The sequence below is a fragment of the Paraburkholderia sp. RHO2 genome (assembly GCF_050955445.1).
Lineage (GTDB): Bacteria > Actinomycetota > Actinomycetes > Mycobacteriales > Mycobacteriaceae > Prescottella > Prescottella agglutinans_A.
Window position 1 is genome coordinate 1,769,072 of sequence record NZ_CP162617.1, and the last position, 22,420, is coordinate 1,791,491.

Genomic DNA, 22,420 nt, shown 5'->3' on the forward strand with positions numbered 1-22,420 from the left:
ACGTGAAGGGTCGTTTTGCGTGGGGTCGGAACGTATTTCTGCGAACGCTGTATTCGCGGAATTGGACGGAACTGGTACCGGATCCGTGGCCGGAGCAGGGGCTTCGGTCACCGGTGTGATCGCTTCCGACGGCGAAGTGTTACCCCTGTCCGCGGCGCAACGCGGAATCTGGTTCGCGCAGCACCTGATCGAGGACGTCCCGATCGCGATCGCGCAGTACGTCGAGATCGTCGGTGATCTCGACGTCCACGCTCTCTCTGAGGCGTGCGCGGACGCGGCCCGCGAGTTGGGCACCGGCATGTTGCGAATCGTGGAGATCGACGGCGAGCCGTACCAGGCGATCGACTACGCGGTGAACGACCGGACGACGCATCTCGACTTCCGCGCCGAGTCCGACCCCGTTGCGGCAGCGCAGGCGTGGATGCGGCGTGAGTACAGCACCCCGACGAACATACTGGTGGACCGGTTGGTGGAGTCCGCCACCCTGCGGATCGGCGAGTCGCACTACTACTGGTACGCCAGGATCCACCACATCGCCCTCGACGGGTTCGGGGCCATGACCTTCGTGAACCGGACCGCGGAACGGTACACCTCGGCGGTCACGGGCGCGGAACTCCCCGATTGGAAGGCCTACGGCCTCCGCGAGATCAGCGAGGACGAGGCGAGGTACCGGACGTCGTCGCGGTTCGAGACCGACCGCCGGTACTGGGCCGAGCGCACCCGGGACCTGCCGCACCCGATCAGTCTGGCCGGCCGCTCCGCGGACGTGGGACCGCACTCCCAGCGTGCGACCGGCCCGCTGCCCGCCGCCGTCGAGTCCGCGATGCGCCGCATGGTGGCCGAAGCGGACGGAATCACGTTCGCCGCGATCGTGGTCGCCGCGGTCGGGGCGTTCCTGTCCCGGCTGACGGGTGAGGACGACGTGGTCCTGAGCCTGCCCGTCTCGGCTCGAACCACCGCCAAACTGCGCCGCTCGGGCGGAATGGTCTCCAACGTCGTGCCGATCCGCCTCGACACCGGCGGCGGTGTCACGTGCGCCGAGTTGTCGCGCCGGGTCCAGGTGGAACTGACCGGCGTCCTACGCCATCAGCGGTACCGGCACGAGGACATCAGGCGTGACGCGGGAGTGGGCGGCGGCCGGCGCGGGTTCTTCGGCCCCGCCGTCAACGTCATGATGTTCCACGGCGAGATCCGCTTGGGGCACGAGGTCGGCACGCTGCACGTCCTCACCACCGGCCCCGTCGAGGACCTCGCGGTGAACATCTACCCGGCGCTCGCGGGCGAGGGCGCGCACGTGGACTTCGAGGCGAATCCCCATCTCTACACGCCCGAGGAACTGCATGCGCACCACGCGCGGTTCCTCGAATTCCTCGCGGCCTTCGCCGAGTCGGCGAACACCGCGGTCGCCGACCTCGACGTGATGCACGTCGACGAGCGTGCCGCGCTGGTCCCGCTCCGCGGTCCCGCCGCCTGCCCGCCGCGGCTGCTGCCCGATCTGCTGCGCCGCGGTGCACAGGCCCATCCCGACAACGTCGCCATCGCGGCGGAGACCGGGGACGTCACCTATCGCGACCTCGATGCGATGTCGAACCGATTGGCGCGGTTGCTCGTCGATCGTGGTGCGGGTCCGGAGACGTTCGTCGCGATCAGCATGCCCCGCTCTGCGGACGCACTGATCGCGGTGTGGGCGGTGGCCAAGACCGGGGCGGCGTTCGTGCCGATCGACCCGGGACTGCCGACCGATCGCATCGTCCACATGCTCACCGATTCGCGGGCCGCCATCGGACTGACGTGTGCGTCCGAACGGCCGGGACTGCCCGACGGTACCGACTGGATCGTCGTCGACGACGACGCGACCGATGTTGCCGCGGAACGCTTCTCGTCGGAGCCGGTCACCGACGTCGACCGGCTCGCGCCCGTCGGGATCGCGAACACCGCGTACATGATCTACACGTCCGGCTCGACCGGACTCCCGAAGGGTGTCCTCGTGACGCACGACGGACTGTCCGCGTTCGCTTCCGGGGCACGCCCGGAACTGAACATCGGTCCGCAGTCGCGCGTGCTGCGGTTCTCGTCGGCGAGTTTCGACGCGTCCGTGTTCGAGATGCTCCAGGCGTTCAGCTCCGGGGCGACCATGGTCGTCGCGCCGCCCGACGTCTACGGCGGCCTCGACCTTGTGGATCTGCTTCGTCGGCAGCGGGTTTCGCACATCATCTCCGCGCCCACGCTGATGAACACGGTCGATCCGCGGGGCCTGACGGACCTCGAGGGCGTCGTCGTCGGCGGCGACGTGTGCACGCCGGACCTTGTCGAGCGGTTCGGTGACGTGTGCCGGTTCACCAACAGCTACGGCCCCACCGAGACGACCATCGTCATCACCACCGGTGACCCGCTCGCGCCCGGCGATCCGATCACGATCGGGCGTCCGATCCAGGGCGCCGGGGCGCTCGTCCTCGACCGCAAGCTGCGTCCGGTCCCCGTCGGCGTCGTGGGCGAGCTGTATCTCACCGGACCCGGGCTGGCCCGCGGCTACCACCGTCGCGGTGCGCTCACCGCCGACAGATTCGTCGCGGATCCGTTCGGCGGACCGGGCACCCGCATGTACCGCACGGGCGACGAGGTGCGGTGGACGGCCGCGCGCGAGCTCGAGTACGTGGGCCGGTCCGACTTCCAGGTCAAGATTCGCGGCTTCCGGATCGAGCTGGGGGAGATCGACGCGGCGCTGCTCGAACAGGACGGCGTGAACTTCGCGGCGACGGTCGCGCACGAGCGGACCTCCGGTCCGGTGCTGGTCTCCTACGTCCGGATGGATCCCGGTGCGGAGTTCGATGCCGCCGCCGTCGTCGCGGGTGTGGCGCGGATCGTGCCGTCGCACATGGTGCCGGCCGCCGTCGTACGCCTCGACCACGTCCCGGTCACTCCCGCCGGAAAACTGGATCGACGCGCGCTGCCGGTGCCCGAGTTCGGCGGCGACGCCGAGGAGTACCGCGCGCCGTCCACCCCGGCAGAGCAGGCCATCGCCGACATCGTCGCCGAGGTGCTCGGTATCGAACGCGTGGGCGTGCACGATTCGCTCTTCGCGCTGGGTGGCGACAGCATCGTGGCGATGCAGCTGGTGTCCCGCGCGCGGGCCGTCGGACTCGGATTCACCGCGCGGGAAGTGTTCGAACACAAGACCGTTGCCGAGATCGCGCGCGTGTCCGTGCCGATCGACAGCGTGCCGCAGGGCCTGCTGGAAGAGCTTCCGGGTGGCGGAATCGGATCGGTTCCGCTGACACCGGTGATGTACGAGATGACGGCCCGCGGACCGTTCGACGACTTCCACCAGTCGGTGCTCCTCACGGCGCCCGACGACATCGACGAGCGAGGCCTGGCGGACACCGTCCGTGCGGTCGTGGACCGGCACGACATGGTGCGCAGCCGTCTGGACACGGACCCGCAGGGGGAGCGGGCGCTCACCGTCGGGGCGCCCGGAACCGTCGATCCGTCCGACCTGGTGACCCGGGTGGCGGTGCCGAGCGCGCCGGGCACCCGAGCCTTCGAGTCCGCGGTGCTCGACGAATGCGACCGTGCCGCACAGCGTCTCGATCCGGGATCCGGCGTGATGCTGCAGGTGGTGTGGCTCGACGCCGGCGACCTCGGCGGCAGGTTGCTCGTCGTCGCGCACCACCTCGTCGTCGACGGCGTCTCGTGGCGGATCCTGGTACCGGACTTCGTGGTGGCCTGGATGCAGGTCCGTGCCGGTGGTCAGGTCGAGCTCCCCGCGGTGGGTACCTCGTTCCGGCGATGGGCCCACGGGCTGCGTGAGGCCGGTGTCGAGGGCGCCTACCGCGACGAACTCGTGCGGTGGCGCGAGATCCTCGCCGGACCGGACCGGCTGGTGGGTGCGCGCCCCCTCGATCCGCGCACCGACACCGTCGCCACGACCGCACGCGTCCACGTGGAACTCGGTGCGGCTGTGACGGACACCGTCCTCGGGCGGCTCCCCGACGCGTTCGGGTGCGGCGCCGCCGACGGGCTGCTCGCGGCGTTGACGATGGCGATCGTGCACTGGCGTCACGAGCACGGATTCCCCGAACGGTCGGTCCTGCTCACCCTCGAGGGGCACGGCCGCGAGGAGGACGCGGTCCCGGGCGCCGACCTTGCCCGCACGCTGGGTTGGTTCACCAGCACGTTCCCGGTGCGGCTGGCGCTTCCCGACGTCGATCTCGGTGACGCCTTCGCCGGTGGACCGGACGCCGGCGCCGTGATCAAGGCGGTCAAGGAGCAGACGCTCGCGGTGCCGAGCCGCGGATTGGGTTTCGGTGTGCTGCGACACCTCGATCCGCGCACACGGGACGAACTCGCGGACCAGCCGCGCCCACAGTTCAGCTTCAACTACCTGGGCCGCCTCGGTGTGGGGCAGACGGTCGACGCGACGACCGGGTGGTTGCCGGACCCGGCCGCTCCGGATCTCGTCGCGCGCAGTGGGTCCGCGATGGCCGTCGCGGCCGCCGTCGACATCAACGCGATGGTGACCGACGGCCCCGACGGGCCGCGCCTGACCGCGACGTTCGCCTATCCGACGGCGGTGCTCGGTGACGCCGACGTGGCTGAGCTGGCCGACCTGTGGCGCCGGGCGCTCGAGGGTCTGGCCGCGCACGCCGACCTGCCCGGCGCCGGCGGGCTCACCCCGTCCGACCTTCCGCTGGTCGCGGTGTCCCAGACCGAGATCGACCGATGGGAGCACCGCTATCCGGCGGTGCGCGACGTATGGTCCCTCTCGCCGCTGCAGGCCGGACTGCTGTTCCACGCGCGCCTCGTCGCCGACGGGGTGGACGTGTACACCGCGCAGCTGCGGATGGACCTCGTCGGCCGCGTCGATGCGGCCCGCCTGCGATCGGCGCTCGACGCGGTGGTCGAACGGCACGCGAATCTGCGGACGGCCTTCGTCTACGACAACTCCGGTGCGCCCGCCCAGCTGGTTCTCGAGCGCGGCGAGGTGCCCTGGAACGAGGTCGATCTCCGGCAGCTTCCCGCTGTGCAGCGCGATCAAGAGCTGTGCCGGATCCTCGACGTGGACCGGACCACCCGGTTCGAACTCGACCGTCCGCCGCTGCTGCGGGCGACGCTGGTCCGCCTCGACGCCGACCGGTACGCGTTCGCGGTGACCAACCACCACATCGTGCTCGACGGATGGTCGATGCCGCTGCTGGTGCGCGAGCTGCTCGTCCGCTACGCGGCCGGCGACACGGCGGCCGCCGTGCCGGAACCGCGGCCGTACCGGGACTTCCTGCAGTGGCTCGCCGCCCGCGACACCGCGCGGTCCCGGCAGGCGTGGCGCACCGCGCTCGACGGGATCGCCGAGCCCACCCTGCTCGGCGGTGCGACCGCGGACGCGGGGTCCGACGACGCCCCGATCGAAATCGACGTCCCTGCGGCGCCGTCGCTGATCGACACGGTCACCGACCTCGCGCACACCCTCGGCGTCACGGTCAACACCGTCGTCCAGGCCGCGTGGGGAATCCTGTTGTCCCGGAGTACCTCCCGATCCGACGTCGTGTTCGGCGCGACCGTCTCGGGCCGACCCCCACAACTGGAGGGCGTCGAGGAGACGCTGGGCCTGTTCATCAACACGATCCCCGTGCGGCTGCGCACCGATCCCACGGAGCCGATCGGGGCGCTGCTGTCCCGGCTGCAGGGCGAGCAGGCCGAGTTGCTGGACCACCACCACGTCGGGCTCGCCGAGATCCAGGCGATCGCTGGAATCGGCAATCTGTTCGACACCCTGACCGTGTTCGAGTCGTACCCCATCGAGCGGGCCGGACTCGACGAGAACACCGACATTGCGGGCATGCGGGTGCGCGCCCTGCAGGGTCTCGATGCCACGCACTACCCGATCACACTGATGACGCTGCCGGACATGCGCATGACGCTGCGGTACCGGCCGTCGTCGTTCACGGCCGACGAGGCGGCGACCCTGGCGGCACGGCTCGCCCAGATCCTGGGTGCGATCGTCGCCGACCCGTCGCGGCCCGTGGGCGACATCGACGTCCTGACTGCCGACGAGCGCACCACCGTCGTCGAGACCTGGAACGCGACAGAGCATCCGGTCCCCGCGACGACCCTGGCCGAGTTGTTCGCCGCTCAGGTCGCGCGCACCCCGGATGCGCCGGCGGTCTCCTTCGGTGACGTCACGCTGTCCTACGCGGATTTCGATGCCCGGGTGAACCGTCTGGCCCGGTACCTCGCCGCGGCCGGCGTCGGCCCGGAGACGTCGGTGGGCATCGCGATGCCGCGGTCGATCGACCTGCTCGTGTCGATCCACGCGGTGGTGGCCGCCGGCGGCGCGTACGTACCGATCGACCCGTCGCAGCCGTCGGAACGCATCGGATACGTGATCCTCCAGGCGGAACCTGTTCTGGTCCTGACGGATTCGGGGACCGTGGACGTGCTGCCGCCCGGCGCGCCGGTGATCGCCGTCGACGCCCTCGTGCTCGACGACGTCGATTCGGCGCCGCTGACGGCGGAGGAACGAGGCGGACTGGGGCCCGGGCACACCGCGTACGTGATCTTCACGTCCGGATCGACGGGACGACCCAAGGGGGTCGCGGTCCCCCACGCGGGCATCGTGAACCGACTGGTGTGGATGCAGGACGCGTTTCCGCTGGACGCGTCGGACGTGGTGTTGCAGAAGACCCCGGTCACCTTCGACGTGTCGGTGTGGGAGCTGTTCTGGCCGTTGCAGGTCGGTGCCCACCTCGTGATCGCCGAACCCGACGGGCACCGCGACCCGCGGTACCTCGAGCGGGTGGTGCGCGACCACGGCGTCACCACGATCCACTTCGTCCCGTCGATGCTCGACGCGTTCCTCGCCGGCGCCGATCCGGCGCGATGCCCGTCGCTGCGCCGGATTTTCACCAGTGGCGAAGCGTTGCAGGCCAACACCGTCGGGCGCGTGCACGAGCGTGCCGATATCGAACTCCACAACCTGTACGGGCCCACCGAGGCGTCGGTGGACGTGACGTACCACCGGACCCGCTCCGGCGGGGCGTCGGTGCCGATCGGTGCGCCGGTGTGGAACACCGCGCTCTACGTCCTGGACTCGCGTCTGCGTCCGGTCCCGGTGGGCGTCGACGGCGAGCTGTACCTGGCCGGTGCGCAACTGGCGCGCGGCTACGTCGGTCGACCGGATCTCACCGCCGACCGATTCGTGGCGTCGCCGTACGGCCCGGTCGGGACCCGCATGTACCGGACCGGCGACGTGGTGCGGTGGAACCCGGCCGGCGAGCTCGAGTACATCGGGCGCAGCGACTTCCAGGTGAAACTGCGCGGCCAACGCATCGAACTCGGCGAGATCGAGGCGGCGCTGCTCGCGCAGCCCGGTGTCGCGCAGGCCGTCGTGGTGCGGCTCGTCCACGAGATCGCGGGGGAGTACCTCGCCGGGTACGTCGTGCCGCACGCCGGCGCGGACGTGCGTGAGGCCGACCTGCTGGACGCCGTCGCCGCCGTCCTGCCGCGGTACATGGTGCCGTCGACGCTGGTGCTGCTCGACGCGCTGCCGGTGACGGCGAACGGCAAGCTCGATCGTCGGGCCCTGCCCGTCCCCGAGTTCGCGAGCACGTCCGAGTACGTGGCCCCCGGCACCCCCACCGAGTACGCGCTGGTCGCGGTGTTCGGGGAGGTGCTCGGGCACGAGGCGCCGATCGGCGCCTCCGACAACTTCTTCGACCTCGGCGGCAATTCACTGGTGGCCACGCGGCTGCTGGCGCGGGTCAACTCCGAGTTCGGGGTGCAACTCGGGGTGCGGGAGCTGTTCGACGCCCCCACGGTCGCGGGTCTCGCGGCGGTGGTCGACGCGTCCCGGGCCGGCGGGCCCGTCCCGGCACTCGAGGCGGGGCCGCGTCCCGCGCGGATCCCGTTGTCGCCGGCGCAGTCCCGCATGTGGTTCCTCAACCGGTTCGATCCCGGGTCGCCGGCGTACAACGTGGCGGTGGCGCTGCGGATGACCGGCGCGCTCGACCGCGCGGCGCTCGCCGCGGCGGTCGCCGACATCCTCGACCGGCACGAGTCGCTGCGCACCGTGTACCCCGACTCGGTGGACGGCCCGCACCAGCGGATTTTGCCGACCGGTGAGGCGCTCGACGAATTGGCGCTCGATGAACTGGGTCTCGGCGAGCCGGTCGGGCCCGAACTCGCCGACCGCATCCGGGCGGCGGTGTCCTCCGGGTTCGACGTCACCGCGGAGCTTCCGATCGAGGTGACGCTGCTGCGCGAGAGCGCGGACCGCCACGTGCTGGTCGTGGTGGTGCACCACATCAGCATCGACGGGTGGTCGATGGACGTGCTCGCCGCCGACCTGGTGCAGGCGTACTCGGCGCGGGTCCGCGGCGAGACGCCGGCGTGGGAGCCGCTGCCGGTGCAGTACGCCGACTACGCGTTGTGGAAGCGTCAACTGCTGGGCGCCGAGGACGATCCGCAGTCGACGGCGGCTCGGCAGATCGCCTACTGGTCGGCGGAACTGGCCGGTGCACCCGAGGTGCTCGAGTTGCCCGCCGACCGGATCCGCCCCGCGACCCCCAGCCACGTCGGTGGCACGGTCGCCACGACGATCGACGCGGACGTCTACGACGCGGTGTGCGCCCTGGCACGCGGCGCCCATGCCACACCGTTCATGGTGCTGCACGCGGCGCTCGCGGTGCTGCTCGCGCGGCTCAGCGGGGCCGACGACGTCTCGATCGGCACCCCGGTGGCCGGTCGTGGCGAGCGGGAACTGGACGACGTGGTGGGCATGTTCGTCAACACCCTGGTGCTGCGCACCGAGATCGACCCGTCGGCGTCGTTCGCCGATCTGGTGGCAGCGGTCCGCGGCACCGACCTGGCCGCGTACGCGCACGCGGACGTCCCGTTCGAGCAACTGGTCGAGGTCATCAGCCCGGCACGGTCGACGGCGCACCACCCGCTGTTCCAGGTGGTCCTCGCTCTCGAGGGCCCCAAGCCGCAGTCGATCTCGCTGCCCGATGTCGAGATCGCCTCGGAAGAACTCGATTTCGGGATCGCCAAGTTCGACCTCCAGGTCGAGGTCGCGGAACGGGTGGACGCAGCCGGGGCCGGTGCCGGTGCGCGGGTCACGTTCACCTACGCGTGCGACCTGTTCGACGCGTCGACCGCCCGGGGATTCGCGGACCGGTTCGTGCGACTGCTCGCCGCCGCGGTCGCGGACCCCGGCGTCCCGGTCGGCGACATCGAACTGCTGGGCGCCGCCGAACGATCGGCACGCCTGTCGGCCGCGGCGGACCCGGTGCCGCCGCGGTTGCTCCCGGATCTGCTCGCCGACGCCGCCGTCGACCGCGCCGCGACCGCCCTGATCCACGACGATCGGGTGCTGACCTACGGCGAACTCGACGACCGCTCCAACCGGTTGGCGCGGGACCTGATCGGCCGGGGCGTCGGCCCCGAGTCGTTCGTCGCGCTCGCGCTGGCGCGCTCGCTCGAGTCGGTGTGCGCGGTGTGGGCGGTCGCCAAGACCGGTGCGGGCTTCCTGCCGGTCGATCCGACCTATCCGGCCGAGCGGATCGCCCACATGCTTGCGGACTCCGGTGTGCGGGTCGGCGTGACCGTCGGTGAACACCTGGCAGCCCTGCCCGACACGGTGGCGTGGACCGTCCTCGACGGTGATGACGGCCGGGCCGGGCACTCCGCGGCCCCGATCACCGACGCCGACCGTCTCCGGCCGCTGCGCCCCGACAACCCGGCGTACATGATCTACACGTCCGGCTCCACCGGTGTGCCCAAGGGTGTGGTCGTCACGCACGTCGGACTGGCGGCCTTCGTCGCCGAACAGCAGCACCGCTACGGGGTCGATTCCGCCTCGCGGGTACTGCATTTCGCGTCGCCCAGCTTCGACGCCTCGATCCTCGAGCTGCTCATGGCGGTCGGGGGAGCGGCGACGACCGTCGTCGTCCCGGTCGGGGTGTACGGCGGGGAGGAACTCGCGCAGGTCCTGCGCGCACAGCGGGTGACCCACGCGTTCGTGACCCCGGGCGCGCTGGCGACCGTCGAACCGGCGGGACTCGAGCACATCCGGGTGGTCGTCGTCGGCGGTGACGCGTGCGACGCCGCGCTGGTGCGGCGGTGGGCGCCGGGACGAGCGATGTTCAACGCCTACGGGCCCACCGAGTCGACGATCATGGCAACCCATCACGGCCCGATGGCTCCGGACCAGTCCGTGTCGATCGGGGCGCCCGTGCGCGGCACGGGTGTCCGGGTCCTCGACCGGCGGCTGCATCCGGTGCCGGTCGGCGTCGCGGGTGAGCTGTACGTGACGGGGCAGGGGCTGGCCCGGGGCTACCACTATCGCGCGGCGCTCACGGCGGAGCGGTTCGTGGCCGACCCGTACGCGTCCGACGGTACCCGGATGTACCGCACCGGTGACCTGGTGCGCTGGACGACGAACGGGCTCGAAGGCTCGCTCGAATACCTCGGCCGCACCGACTTCCAGGTCAAGGTGCGCGGACACCGGATCGAACTACGGGAGGTCGACGCGGTCCTGGCGTCGCATCCCGCCGTCGACGTGGCGGTCACCGTCGGACACCGCGGCGGTGGCGCCGACGCGCTGGTCTCGTACGTCGTACCGGCGGCCGGGCAGGTCGTCGACCCGAGGGACGTCGTCGTGCACGCGCGCGGCCGTCTCCCCGAGTACATGGTGCCGTCGGTCGTCACGGTGGTCGACGCCCTGCCGCTCACACCGTCCGGGAAGGTGGACACGCGGGCGCTGCCGGAGCCGGTGTTCCCGACCCGCGAGTTCGTCCAGCCGCGCACCCGGACCGAGGCGATCGTCGCCGACGTGTTCGCCGACGTCCTCGGGATCGTCGGTGTCGGCGCGGAGGACGACTTCTTCGACCTCGGCGGCAACTCGCTGAGCGCCACCCGCGTCGTCGCCCGCGTGAACGAACTGCGCCGCACCAGGATCGGCGTCAGGGAACTGTTCGACGCATCCACCGTCGCCGCGCTGTCGGTCCGCGTGGACCGGGCCCGGCACGAGGACGACCGTCCCGCGCTCACCGCTGGTCCCCGCCCGGCCGAGCTGCCGCTCTCGCTCGCGCAGCAGCGCATGTGGTTCCTCAACCAGTTCGATCCCGCGTCGCCGGCGTACAACATCCCGCTGGTGGTGCGGCTGACCGGACGGCTCGACGTCCCGGCACTGCAGGCCGCGATCCGCGACGTCCTCGGCCGCCACGAGTCGCTGCGCACGCTCTTCCCGCAGTCGGAGGACGGGCCGCACCAGGTGATCGTGCCGGCGGACCGTGTTCCGCTCGAACTCGACCCGGTGACGGTGCCGGGGGAGGCCGCCCTGCAGGCCGCGGTCGCCGCGGTCGTCGCCGGTGGCTTCGACGTGACGACGGCCGTCCCCGTGCGCGGACGACTGCTCCGGATCGCCGACGACGACGTCGTGCTCGTCCTCGTCGTGCACCACATCAGCGCGGACGGTGTGTCCACGCTGCCGCTCGCCCGGGACGTCATGACCGCGTACACCCGGCGGATGCGCGGCGAGGAGCCCGACTGGGCGCCCCTCGCGGTGCAGTACGCCGACTTCGCGTTGTGGCAGCGGCGGGTGCTGGGCGACGAGGCCGATCCGCGGTCGCTCGCGGCGCAGCAACTCGGCTACTGGAGGGAACGGCTCGACGGAGCGCCGGCGGTGCTCGAGTTGCCGCTGGACCGCCCGCGGCCGCCGGTCGCGTCGTATCGCGCTGCGCGCGTGGACTTCACGGTCGATCCGGACGTCACCCGGCGTCTCGAGGGGCTGGCGGCGGAGCACGCCACGACACTGTTCATGGTGCTGCACGCGGGACTGGCCGCGGTGCTCGCGCGGCTCACCGACACCTCCGACGTGTCGGTGGGAACCCCGATCGCCGGGCGCGGCGAACGCGCACTCGACGACCTGGTGGGCATGTTCGTGAACACGCTCGTGCTGCGCACCGAGGTCGATCCGGCCGAGCCGTGGGACCGGCTTCTGCGGCGGGTCCGATCCGTCGATCTCGCGGCGTTCGCGCAGTCCGACGTGCCGTTCGAGCGGGTCGTCGAGGTGGTCGATCCGCCTCGGTCGCAGGCATATTCGCCGCTGTTCCAGGTGGCGCTGTCGTTGCAGAACCACGGGGAGGTGGTCCTCGAGCTTCCCGGCGTGACGGCCACCGTCGTCGACCCGGGTGCCAATGTCGCCAAGTTCGACCTCGAGTTCACACTCCGTGCCTCGGCGTCCGCGGGACTGCTCGGCTCGTTGACCTACGCGACGGACCTGTTCGATCCCGCGACCGCGGCCGCGATCGCCGACAAGTTGGTGCGCGCGCTTGCGCAGGTCGCCACCGACCCGGCCCTGCCGGTGGGGGATCTCGACCTGCTCGACGACCGCGACCGGGCGCTCGTGTCGCCGGCCCCGCTGCCGCTGACCGTCGCCCCCCGGACGATGGCCGAGATCCTCACCGCGGGTGCGGCCTCCGCGCCGGACGCGGTGGCAATCCACGGCGACGGCGTCGCCCTCACCTACGCCGAACTCGACGCCCGGTCGAACCGGCTGGCACGGGTGCTCCTCGACCGGGGGGTCGGCCGCGAGCGGTTCGTCGCGCTGTCGTTCCCGCGGTCCGCGGAGTCGATCGTCGCGATGTGGGCGGTCGTGAAGACCGGCGCCGCGTTCGTACCGGTCGACCCGGCGCATCCCGCGGACCGGATCCGGCACATGCTCACCGACTCCGGCGCCGACGTCGGCGTCACCGCGGCGGCCGTCGTCGACCGACTGCCGGACTCGACGCAGTGGCTGGTGCTCGATTCCGCCGAACTCGAGCACGACTGCGCGCAGCGTTCGGCGTCCGCCGTCACCGACCGGGATCGCGGTGGGCCGATCGCCCTCACCAACGCTGCGTACATGATCTACACGTCCGGGTCCACCGGACTGCCGAAGGGCGTCGTCGTCGAGCACACCGGACTGGCGTCGTTCTGTGCCGACGCCCGCACCGAACTGGCGCTGTCGCACCACTCCCGGGTCCTGCGGTTCTCGTCGTCGAGCTTCGACGCGTCGGTGTTCGAGATGCTCGCGGGCTTCAGCGTGGGCGCCACGCTCGTGGTGGTGCCGCCCGCGGTGATCGGCGGCCACGAACTGGCCGAGCTGATCCGGGACCGGGAGGTGACACACATCCTCACCGCACCGGCGGCACTCGGCACGGTCGACACCGACGGCCTCGACTCCCTCGAGACGGTGATCGTCGGTGGCGACGTCTGCCCGCCGGAGCTCGTCGAGCGGTTCGCACCCGGACGCCGGTTCTTCAACAGCTACGGACCGACCGAGACCACGATCATCATCACGATGACCGAGCCGCTGTCGGTGGGCGAACGGATCACGATCGGCGCGCCGATCGCCGGTGCCCGCGCGACCATCCTCGACTCGCGCCTGCGCCCGGTGCCGGTGGGCGTGATCGGCGAGCTCTACCTGTCGGGCCCCGGTGTCGCCCGCGGGTACCACCAGCGCGCGGGTCTGACGGCGTCGCGGTTCGTGGCCGACCCGTTCGGTGGCGGCCGCATGTACCGCACGGGCGATCTGGTCCGGCGCACCCGGGACGGACTGCTCGACTTCGTCGGCCGCGCCGACTCGCAGGTCCAGTTGCGCGGTCTGCGTATCGAACTCGGCGAGATCGAGGCGGCGCTCGTGGGTTGCCCGGACGTCGCACAGTCGGTGGTGGTGCTGCACAGTGACACCCGCACCGGCGATCACCTCGTCGGCTACGTCGTGCCCGAGCGGGGCGCGACCCTCGACCCGGAGGACCTGCGGGAGCGGGTCGGTGCGTCGCTGCCCGGGTACATGGTCCCCACCCAGGTCGTGGTGCTCGACCGGCTGCCGGTGACGGCGGGCGGCAAGCTCGACCGGCGGGCTCTCCCGGTTCCCGAGTTCGTCTCGACGCGGGAGTTCCGGGCCCCGTCGAGCCCGGTGGAGGAGAAGGTCGTCGACGTGTTCGCCGATCTGCTCGGCCTCGAACTGGTGTCGGTGGACGACAGCTTCTTCGACCTCGGCGGCAACTCGCTGCTCGCGACGCGGCTCATCGCCCGCGTCAACGCGGTGCTCGGTACCGCGCTGGGCATCCGGGAACTGTTCGAGTACCCCACCGCTGCGGCGCTCGCGGCGCGGGCCGAGTCGGCCCGCACCGAGTCCGGGCCGGCACTGGGGACGCTCGCGCGTCCCGACCGGATCCCGCTCTCGCCGGCGCAGCAGCGCATGTGGTTCCTCAACCGGTTCGACCCGACGTCGGGCGCCGAGAACATCCCGATGGCGTTGCGGCTGTCCGGGGCGCTCGACGTCGACGCGCTACACGCCGCGATCGCCGCGACCGTCGATCGGCACGAGGCGCTGCGCACCGTGTACCCGGATTCGCCGAACGGCCCGCACCAGGTGATCGTGACCGCGGCGCAGGTGATTCCGACGTTGGACCCGGTGGCGGTCGAGCCGACCGAGATCCTGCCGACGGTCGTCGGGCTGGCGGGCGCGGGATTCGACGTCACCGTGGAGGCGCCGCTGCGCGTGGCCCTGCTGCGCGTCGGACCCGACGACCACGTGCTTGTGCTCGTCGTGCACCACATCTCGGCGGACGGATTCTCGGTGACCCCGCTCGCCCGGGACGTGATGGTCGCGTACGCCGCGTTCCGTCAGGGCCTCGAACCGTCGTGGGCGCCGCTGCCCGTCCAGTACGCCGACTACAGCCTGTGGCAGCGTGCGATTCTCGGCGACGAGGACGACGGTGGATCCGTCGCCGCCCGCCAGATCGCCTACTGGTCGGACACTCTCGCCGGCCTGCCGGACCAGTTGGACCTGCCGACCGACCACCCGCGTCCGGCCGTGCAGTCGTTCCGCGGGCAGACCCACGCGTTCACCCTCGACGCGTCGCTGCACCGGGCGCTGCTCGCGCTCGCCCGCAGTCAGGGCGCCACGCTGTTCATGGTCGTGCACGCCGCGTTCGCGGCGCTGCTGAGCAGGCTCAGTGGAACCGACGACATCACGATCGGCACCCCGATCGCGGGTCGCGGCGAACAGGCACTCGACGGTCTGGTCGGCATGTTCGTCAACACCCTCGCGTTGCGGACCGGTGTGCGCGCCGATGCCACCTTCGCGGACCTGCTCGACCGGGTGCGCGGCACCGACCTGGCCGCTTTCGCCCACGCGGACGTGCCGTTCGAGCGGATCGTCGAGGTACTCGATCCGGAGCGCTCCACGGCGCGCCATCCGCTGTTCCAGGTGGCGTTGTCGCTGCAGAACCTCGGCCGCACCCGGTTCGAGCTCCCCGGTCTCGACATCGACGTCCTCGACGCGGGATTCGAGCCCGCGAAGTTCGACCTGCACCTCACGCTCGTCGACCATCGCGACGCCGACGGGGAGCCGGCCGACATCGCCGCGTCGTTCACGTATGCCGCCGACCTGTTCGACGGGGCGACCGTCGCGCGGTTCGCGAACAGGTTGGAACGGCTGTTGCGCGCGGTCGTCGCCGACCGCCGCGCGGTGATCGGTGACATCGACCTGCAGGGCGAGGCCGAGCGGCGTGCCGTGCTGGTCGAGTGGAACGCCACCCGGCACGAGGTGCCGAGCACGACGCTGGCCGACCTGTTCGCGCAGCGGGTGCGCGCCACCCCGGACACGGTGGCCGTGGTGGTCGAGGAGCTCGAACTCACCTACGCCGAGTTCGACGCCCTCGCGAACCGCCTGGCCCGCGAGCTGATCTCGCGCGGCGTGGGGCCCGAGACCCGGGTCGCCCTCGCGATCCGGCGGTCGCTCGAGTTGCTGGTCGCGATGTACGCGGTCGCCAAGACGGGCGGCGCGTACGTCCCGATCGACCCGGACCATCCCGTCGAGCGAACCGAGTACGTGCTCGAATCCGCGTGTCCCGTGGTTGTTCTCACCTCGAGCGGTGAGACGGTTCCGGTGCCGGAGACCGCCCAGCGGGTGGACGTCGACACCGTCGACCTCGCCGGGCACCGGTCCGATCCCATCGCCGACGCCGAGCTGCGGTCACCGCTGCGCCCGGAGAACACGGCGTACGTCATCTACACGTCCGGTTCGACCGGCCGACCCAAGGGCGTCGCGGTTCCACACGCGGCGATCGTCAACCAGTTGCTCTGGAAGCAGGCGCAGTTCGCACTCGACGGCACCGATGCGGTGCTGCTGCGGACGGCGGCCACGTTCGATCTGTCGGTGTGGGAGTTCTGGTGGGCACTGACCGCCGGCGCCCGGCTGGTGGTCGCGAAGGCCGGGGGCGAGCAGGACCCGGCATACCTGGAGCGGCTGATCCGCGATCACCGCGTCACCACCGTGCATTTCGTGCCGTCGCTGCTGACCGCGTTCCTCGCGTCGGTGGGCGATGAGCCGCTCGACGCGTTGCGCCGGGTGATCTGCATCGGCGAGGCGCTGCCCGCCGAGGTGGTCCGCAGGTTCGGTGAGGTGAGCGCCGCCCCGGTGTTCAACCTGTACGGGCCCACCGAGGCCGCGGTGAGCGTCACCCATCACGCGTGCGGGCCCGACGACGGTCCGTCCGTGCCGATCGGTCTGCCGGAGTGGAACACCCGCGTCTATGTGCTCGACGCGCGCCTGCAGCCGGTGCCGATCGGGGTACCCGGCGAGCTGTACCTCGCGGGTGCCCAGCTCGCCCGCGGATACGTGGGGCGGACCGACCTGACGGCCGACCGGTTCGTGGCCGATCCGTTCGGAGCCGCCGGAACCCGCATGTACCGAACCGGTGACCTGGTGCGCTGGGTGCCGCGTCGGTCGGGTGCCGTCCTGGACTACCTGGGCCGCACCGATTTCCAGGTGAAGCTCCGGGGCTTCCGGATCGAGCTCGGAGAGATCGAGACGGCGCTGTCCGCGCACGCCGACGTCGACCGGTCCGTCGTGGCGGTGCAACGGGCCCCCGGCGGGGCCGAGCACCTCGTCGGTTACGCGGTGCCGCGGCCCGGGACCTCGCCCGACGTCGCCGCACTGCTCGCGTTCGTCGCGGAACGCGTGCCCAGCTACATGGTGCCCTCGACCGTGATCCTGCTCGACGAGCTTCCGCTCGGCGTCACGGGCAAGCTCGATCGCCGGGCGCTGCCGACACCGGAGTTCGCGAGCAGCAGCGGGTTCCGGGAGCCGGTCACCGCCACCGAGGAGATCGTCGCGGGCATCTTCGCGGACCTGACGGGCGGTGCCCGGGTCGGCGCCGACGACAGCTTCTTCGAGGTCGGCGGCAACTCGCTGTCCGCGACCCGGGCCACGGCACGGATCAACGAGGCGTTCGGGACCGCGCTGACGGTCCGCGAGTTCTTCGAGGTGCCGACGGTGTCGGCGTTGGCGACGCGGGTCGATGAGCACGCCGGGCTCGAGCGGCCGAGGCTGACGGCGTCGGAGCGTCCGGACCGAATCCCGTTGGCGCCGGCCCAGGAACGCATCTGGGCCGACAACCAGCGCACCCGGGGCGGCGAGTGGAACATTCCGTTCGCTCTGCGGCTGCGCGGCGCGATCGACGTCGCGGTGCTGCGCGCCGCGGCCGGCGACGTGGTCGCGCGGCACGAGTCGCTGCGGACCGTCTACCCGGCCACCCCGGACGGTCCGGTGCAGGTGATCGTGGCCGCGGAGGACGCGGTACCACAGGTGGAGGTCGTCGCTGCGGATGCGGCGTCCCTCGATGCCGAGCTGAATGCGTTCCTGTGGGGCGATTTCGACGTCACCACGCAGTTGCCGATGCGGATGCGGCTGTTCCGGATCGGACCGGACGACTACGTGCTCGCGGTCGTCGTGCACCACATCTCCGCGGACGGCTACAGCGTGGGGCCGCTCACCCGCGACGTCGTGGTGGCGTACGCGGCGCGTGCAATGGGTGTTGCACCGCAATGGGATCCACTGCCCGTGCAGTTCGCCGACTACGCGGTGTGGAAGCGCTCACTGCTCGGGGAGTTCGACGACCCGGCGAGCGAGGCACACCGCCAGATGGACTACTGGACGCGCTCGCTCGCGGACCGGCCCGGCTTCCTGGACTTCCCGACCGACCGGCCGCGGCCGGCGACGCGTCCGACGGCGGGAGCGGCGCTACCGGTCCACCTCGACGCCGACACCCACGCGGGCCTCGTGTCGCTGGCCCGGGAGTGCGGTGCGAGCCTGTTCATGGTGCTGCAGGCGGCGTTCGCGTTGTGCGTCAGCCGGTTCGCGAACGAGCAGGACGTCACGGTGGCCACCTCCATCGCGGGCCGCGGCGAGCCCGAACTCGACGACCTGGTCGGCAACTTCTCCGACGACGTCCTGATGCGAGTGGTCGTCGACGAGCGGCAGTCGGTCGCCGACCTCGTCGCCGCCGTTCGGTCGGCGGCGCTGGGTGCCTACGCGAACCCGGACGTGTCGAACCCACGGCTCGAGCGGGCACTCGGACTCGACCCGGACGCGCCCTACAACCCGCTGTTCCAGGTCACGTTGATCCTGCAGCGGGCCGCCGACGGGCTCGCGGCGCAGTTCCCCGGGCTGTCGATCGAACCGCATCCGGTACCGACGACCGTGGCGAAGCACGAACTCGAGTTCAGCCTGAACGACCACTACGACGCATTCGGCGTGCCGACCGGCGTCACCGGTGGTTTGCTGTACCAGACGGCGCTGTTCGACGAGTCGACCGCGCAGAGCGTCGTGGAGCGGTTCGTGTCGGTACTGCGAACCATGGCCGCCGATGCGTCCCGCGCCGATCGTGACATCCGACGATGTGAGGAGTGTAGGTGACCGACCGGGAGCGACCACTGGCCACAGCGACGTTCGGAACACCGACAGGGGTTTCGGTGGTCGTCGCCGCGTACAACGCGCTCCCGGAGATCGACATCCAGCTGGAGGCGCTCGCGCGCCAGGACTACGACGGCGAGTTCGAGGTCGTGGTGAGTGACAACCAGAACAGTGCGGCACTACGGAGTCATGTCGAGCAGCACCCCCTGCGGGACCGTCTGCGGCTGCGGTGGGTGGATTCGAGTGCCGTGGCCGGGACGTCGCATGCGCGCAACGTCGGCACCCGGGCCGCCCGGTACGACTTCGTCGCGTACTGCGACCAGGACGATGCGGTGTACCCAGGCTGGCTCACCGCGATGACCGTCACCGCCAAGGAACACGGCATCGTCGGTGGTCTCCTCGAGCGGGACACCCTCAACGATCCGGTGATCGCGCAGTGGCGGGCGCTCCCGCCACCGGACAAGCTGCCGCTGATGGCGCACTTCCTGCCGAGCACGTTCGGGTGCAACCTCGGCATCTGGCGCTCGGTGTTCGACGAGATCGGCGGCTGGGACGAGACGTATCCGACCGCCGGCGGCGACGTCGACTTCTGCTGGCGTGCCCAACTGCGCGGGTACGACCTCGGCTACAACCCGGACGCCCTTGTCGCGTACCGGTATCGGACCACCCGCCGGGAGATGTTCGACCAGGCCGTCGAATACAACATGGCGGAGGCGCGGCTAGCAAAGCAGTACGCGGCGGAGGGCGCCCGCGGCACCAATCCTCTGATCCTGTTCGGCTACCTCGGGTGGCTGCTGTTCCGGCTGCCGGCGTTGCCGTGGAACTGGCCGGCCGGGCGCCGCGGCCAGTGGTACTGGGTCGCCGGGGCCGTCACGGGTCGGATCAAGGGCAGCATCGAGCAGCGCCACCTGTACCTGTAGCCGTCAGAGGTAGAAGACCCGGTTACGGAGACTGCCGCGGATGCGGCCCGCGAACCCGGCGAGATAACAGATCCACGTTCCGGTCGGCAGTTTCGTGACGGCCTGGGGGAGTAGCGGATTCCTCAGCACCAGCAGCACCGGCATGGCGAGGGCGAGCACCGGACTACGGCGCCGGTGGCCGCGGTCCCGGTACCGGACGAAGGTGTCGACGTCCGACTGCGCCCACAAGTACTGCTGACGCCACAACTGCGGATACGAGCTCTTCACGCGATAGGCCATCATCGCCTCGGGCTCGTGGCCGAACGTGAGGCCCGCGAGCTGAATTCGCAGGCAGTAGTCGACGTCTTCGCCACCGCCGAGACAGTCGACATCCCACGGTCCGACCTTGTCGATCGTGTTGCGCCACATCCCCAGGTTGCAGCTCCCGGCGACCGGGAACAGCCCGGGGACCTCGGTTCGGACCTCGGGCGGATTGACCGGCGTCCATTCCGCGGCCCGCGCGGAGTTGAGGGTGCTCGACTCGACCGGGCCGCTGACCGCGTCGAAGGCGGCGGCACGGGAGACGAGACGTCGGAGCCACTGTGGATGGGCCTGGTCGTCGGCGTCGCAGAAGGCGATGAAGTCGCCGCGGGCGGCGTCGACGCCGACGTTTCGCGCGTGCGCGGCGCCGCGCGCCCCTCCGGCGTCCACGCGGCGCAGCCGCAGCCGTTCGGCCAGAGGATGCTCGGACAGGTGCCGGTCCAATCCGTCCGTCGACCCGTTGTCGGCGACGATCACCTCGAACTCGCCCGGGTAGTCCTGCCCTGCCAACGCGGCGAGCTGCACGTCGATGACCGGAGCAGCGTTCAACGCGGGCAGGACCACCGAGACGAGAGTGGGCGTGCGTGGCATGGAGCCTCCCAAGGTTCCTACACGTAGAAGACGTCGAACTCGCGACTGCCTGCGACCCGTCCGAACAGCGCGCTCACATGCCAGAGCCATTGTCCGCGTGGCAGCCTCGTCAGCGTCGTCGGCAGCAGCGGGTTGCGGATGACGATGAGCACGATCAGCAGGACGAGATATGGAACGGGGCGCCCGGACATACACGTCGCGCGGTGGTCCCGGTACAGCTGCACCTCGCCGCGGCCGTAGGCGAACGACTGACGCCAGAGCGAGCGGAGGTCGTCGCGCAGACGGTAGTCCACCACTGCGCGCGGCTCCCAGCCCAGCGAGTAGCCGCGCAATTGCAGGCGCCAGCTGAACTCCATGTCCTCGAGCGCGTAGACGTACGAGGTGTCCCACCCGCCGATCTCGTCGAACACCTCACGCCAGATGCCCATGTTCCCGCCGCCGCCCCACGGGAACCGGGCGTTCGCCGAGGTGGGCTGCGTCGCCACGTCCGCGAGCGGGCGCCAGGCCACGGCCCGCTCGCTCGACAGTGGGCGACCGTCGAGTCCACCGGCTACCGCGTCGAACCGAGTTGCGGCCGTGGCCAGGTGGCGCAGCCAGTCGAGGCGGACCCGGTCGTCGGCGTCACAGAACGCGACGAAGTCGCCCGCGGACCGGGCGACGCCGACGTTGCGAGCATGGCTGACGCCCCGCGCGTCCGACGCATCCACCCAGGACAGGTGCAGCCTGTCGCGAAGCGGATGGTTCCGGAGGTACTCCTCGAGCCCGTCGCTCGACCCGTTGTCGGCGACGACGACCTCGAAGGCGCCGTCGTAGTCCTGCTGGGCGAGCGCCGTCAGCTGGACGTCGATGATTCCCTTGACATCGAGCGCGGCGATCACGACCGAGATCAGTGCGGGGCGGCGAGGCACCGCGCAATCGTATTGCATACCTGCGTATTACGGGCGGAATGCGAAACCCCCCGGACTTGGACGGTTGTCCATGTCCTGGCGGGGTTTTAGATGTCCTGGGGTGGAGTCAGCGCTCCTAGCCGACCGCAGCGACGAGCGCGGGCAGTCCGACGGCCGCGGTGGTGCGCCACGAGTGGTGGACGAGGGCGCTGAGGTCGGTCGCCTCGGGGTTGATCTCGATCACCGTCGCGCCCGACTCCACCGCGCGCAGCGGCAGTCCGGCGGCCGGATACACCACCGCGGACGTGCCGACGACCACCATCAGGTCGCAGGCGTCGACGGCGTCGGTGGCCCGTGTCCAGGCGTCCTCCGGCAGTGCCTCGCCGAACCAGACCGCCCCTGGACGCACGTCGCCGCCGCAGCTCGCGCACGCGGGCGGCGTCACCGGACCGGTGGGCTCGACGTCGAGTCCACCGTCCGACGGATGTGGCGCGGCGCAGACACTGCAGCGCGGGGTGAACAGGCTGCCGTGCAGGTGGGCCGCGACCTCGCTGCCGGCTCGTTCGTGCAGATCGTCGACGTTCTGGGTGACGAGCGTCATCGGCACCCGCTGCGCCCACGTCGCCAGTGCGCGATGGCCGTCGTTCGGCTGCACTCGCCGGATCAGTCCCGTGCGCCACTGGTACCACGCCCACACGAGGGCCCGATTGCTCTCCCATGCCTGCGGCGTCGCGAGTTCGGCGGGGTCGAAGCGTTCCCACAGGCCGGTCTGTGCGTCGCGGAATGTCGGCACGCCGCTCTCGGCGGACATTCCGGCGCCGCTGAACACCACCACGCGACGGGCGGCACGGGCGGCCTCGACGAGTGCCGGGTCGACTGCGAACTGGTCCATGTGGTCGATTGTGCGCGCAGGGCTTCCGGTGGGCTGCACCCGAGTGGGCGGTGTGCCTGCGATCGGGTTGAATTGACGCATGCCAACG

General features: G+C 71.1%; 5 protein-coding genes. 2 read left to right on the forward strand and 3 right to left on the reverse strand.

Features of this window, described 5'->3' with window-relative positions; genetic code table 11:
• Window positions 1-115 precede the first annotated feature (115 nt).
• Both ABTV10_RS08200 and ABTV10_RS08205 read left to right on the forward strand, forming a co-directional pair.
• The gene (locus ABTV10_RS08200) at window positions 116-18,745 is read left to right on the forward strand and encodes a non-ribosomal peptide synthase/polyketide synthase (RefSeq protein ID WP_499033877.1); all 18,630 of its coding nucleotides are present in this window, start codon (window positions 116-118) and stop codon (window positions 18,743-18,745) included.
• Entirely contained in the window at window positions 18,742-19,662 is a 921-nt protein-coding gene (locus ABTV10_RS08205; protein WP_499033880.1) for a glycosyltransferase family 2 protein, read from the forward strand. The genes ABTV10_RS08200 and ABTV10_RS08205 overlap by 4 nt, the downstream gene beginning before the upstream one ends.
• Window positions 19,663-19,665: 3 nt before the next feature.
• On the opposite strand, the gene ABTV10_RS08210 is transcribed toward ABTV10_RS08205, so the two are convergent.
• The 3 genes from ABTV10_RS08210 to ABTV10_RS08220 all read right to left on the reverse strand — a co-directional run bounded on the left by ABTV10_RS08210 (window position 19,666) and on the right by ABTV10_RS08220 (window position 22,332).
• On the reverse strand, window positions 19,666-20,553 hold the full coding sequence (locus tag ABTV10_RS08210; protein WP_499033882.1) for a glycosyltransferase family 2 protein: 888 nt from the start codon (window positions 20,551-20,553) through the stop codon (window positions 19,666-19,668).
• A gap of 17 nt (window positions 20,554-20,570) precedes the next feature.
• On the reverse strand, window positions 20,571-21,461 hold the full coding sequence (locus ABTV10_RS08215; protein ID WP_499033885.1) for a glycosyltransferase family 2 protein: 891 nt from the start codon (window positions 21,459-21,461) through the stop codon (window positions 20,571-20,573).
• 115 nt (window positions 21,462-21,576) lie between these two features.
• Window positions 21,577-22,332, reverse strand: coding sequence for an SIR2 family NAD-dependent protein deacylase (locus tag ABTV10_RS08220; RefSeq protein WP_499033889.1), 756 nt, complete (start codon window positions 22,330-22,332; stop codon window positions 21,577-21,579).
• Window positions 22,333-22,420: the final 88 nt, after the last annotated feature.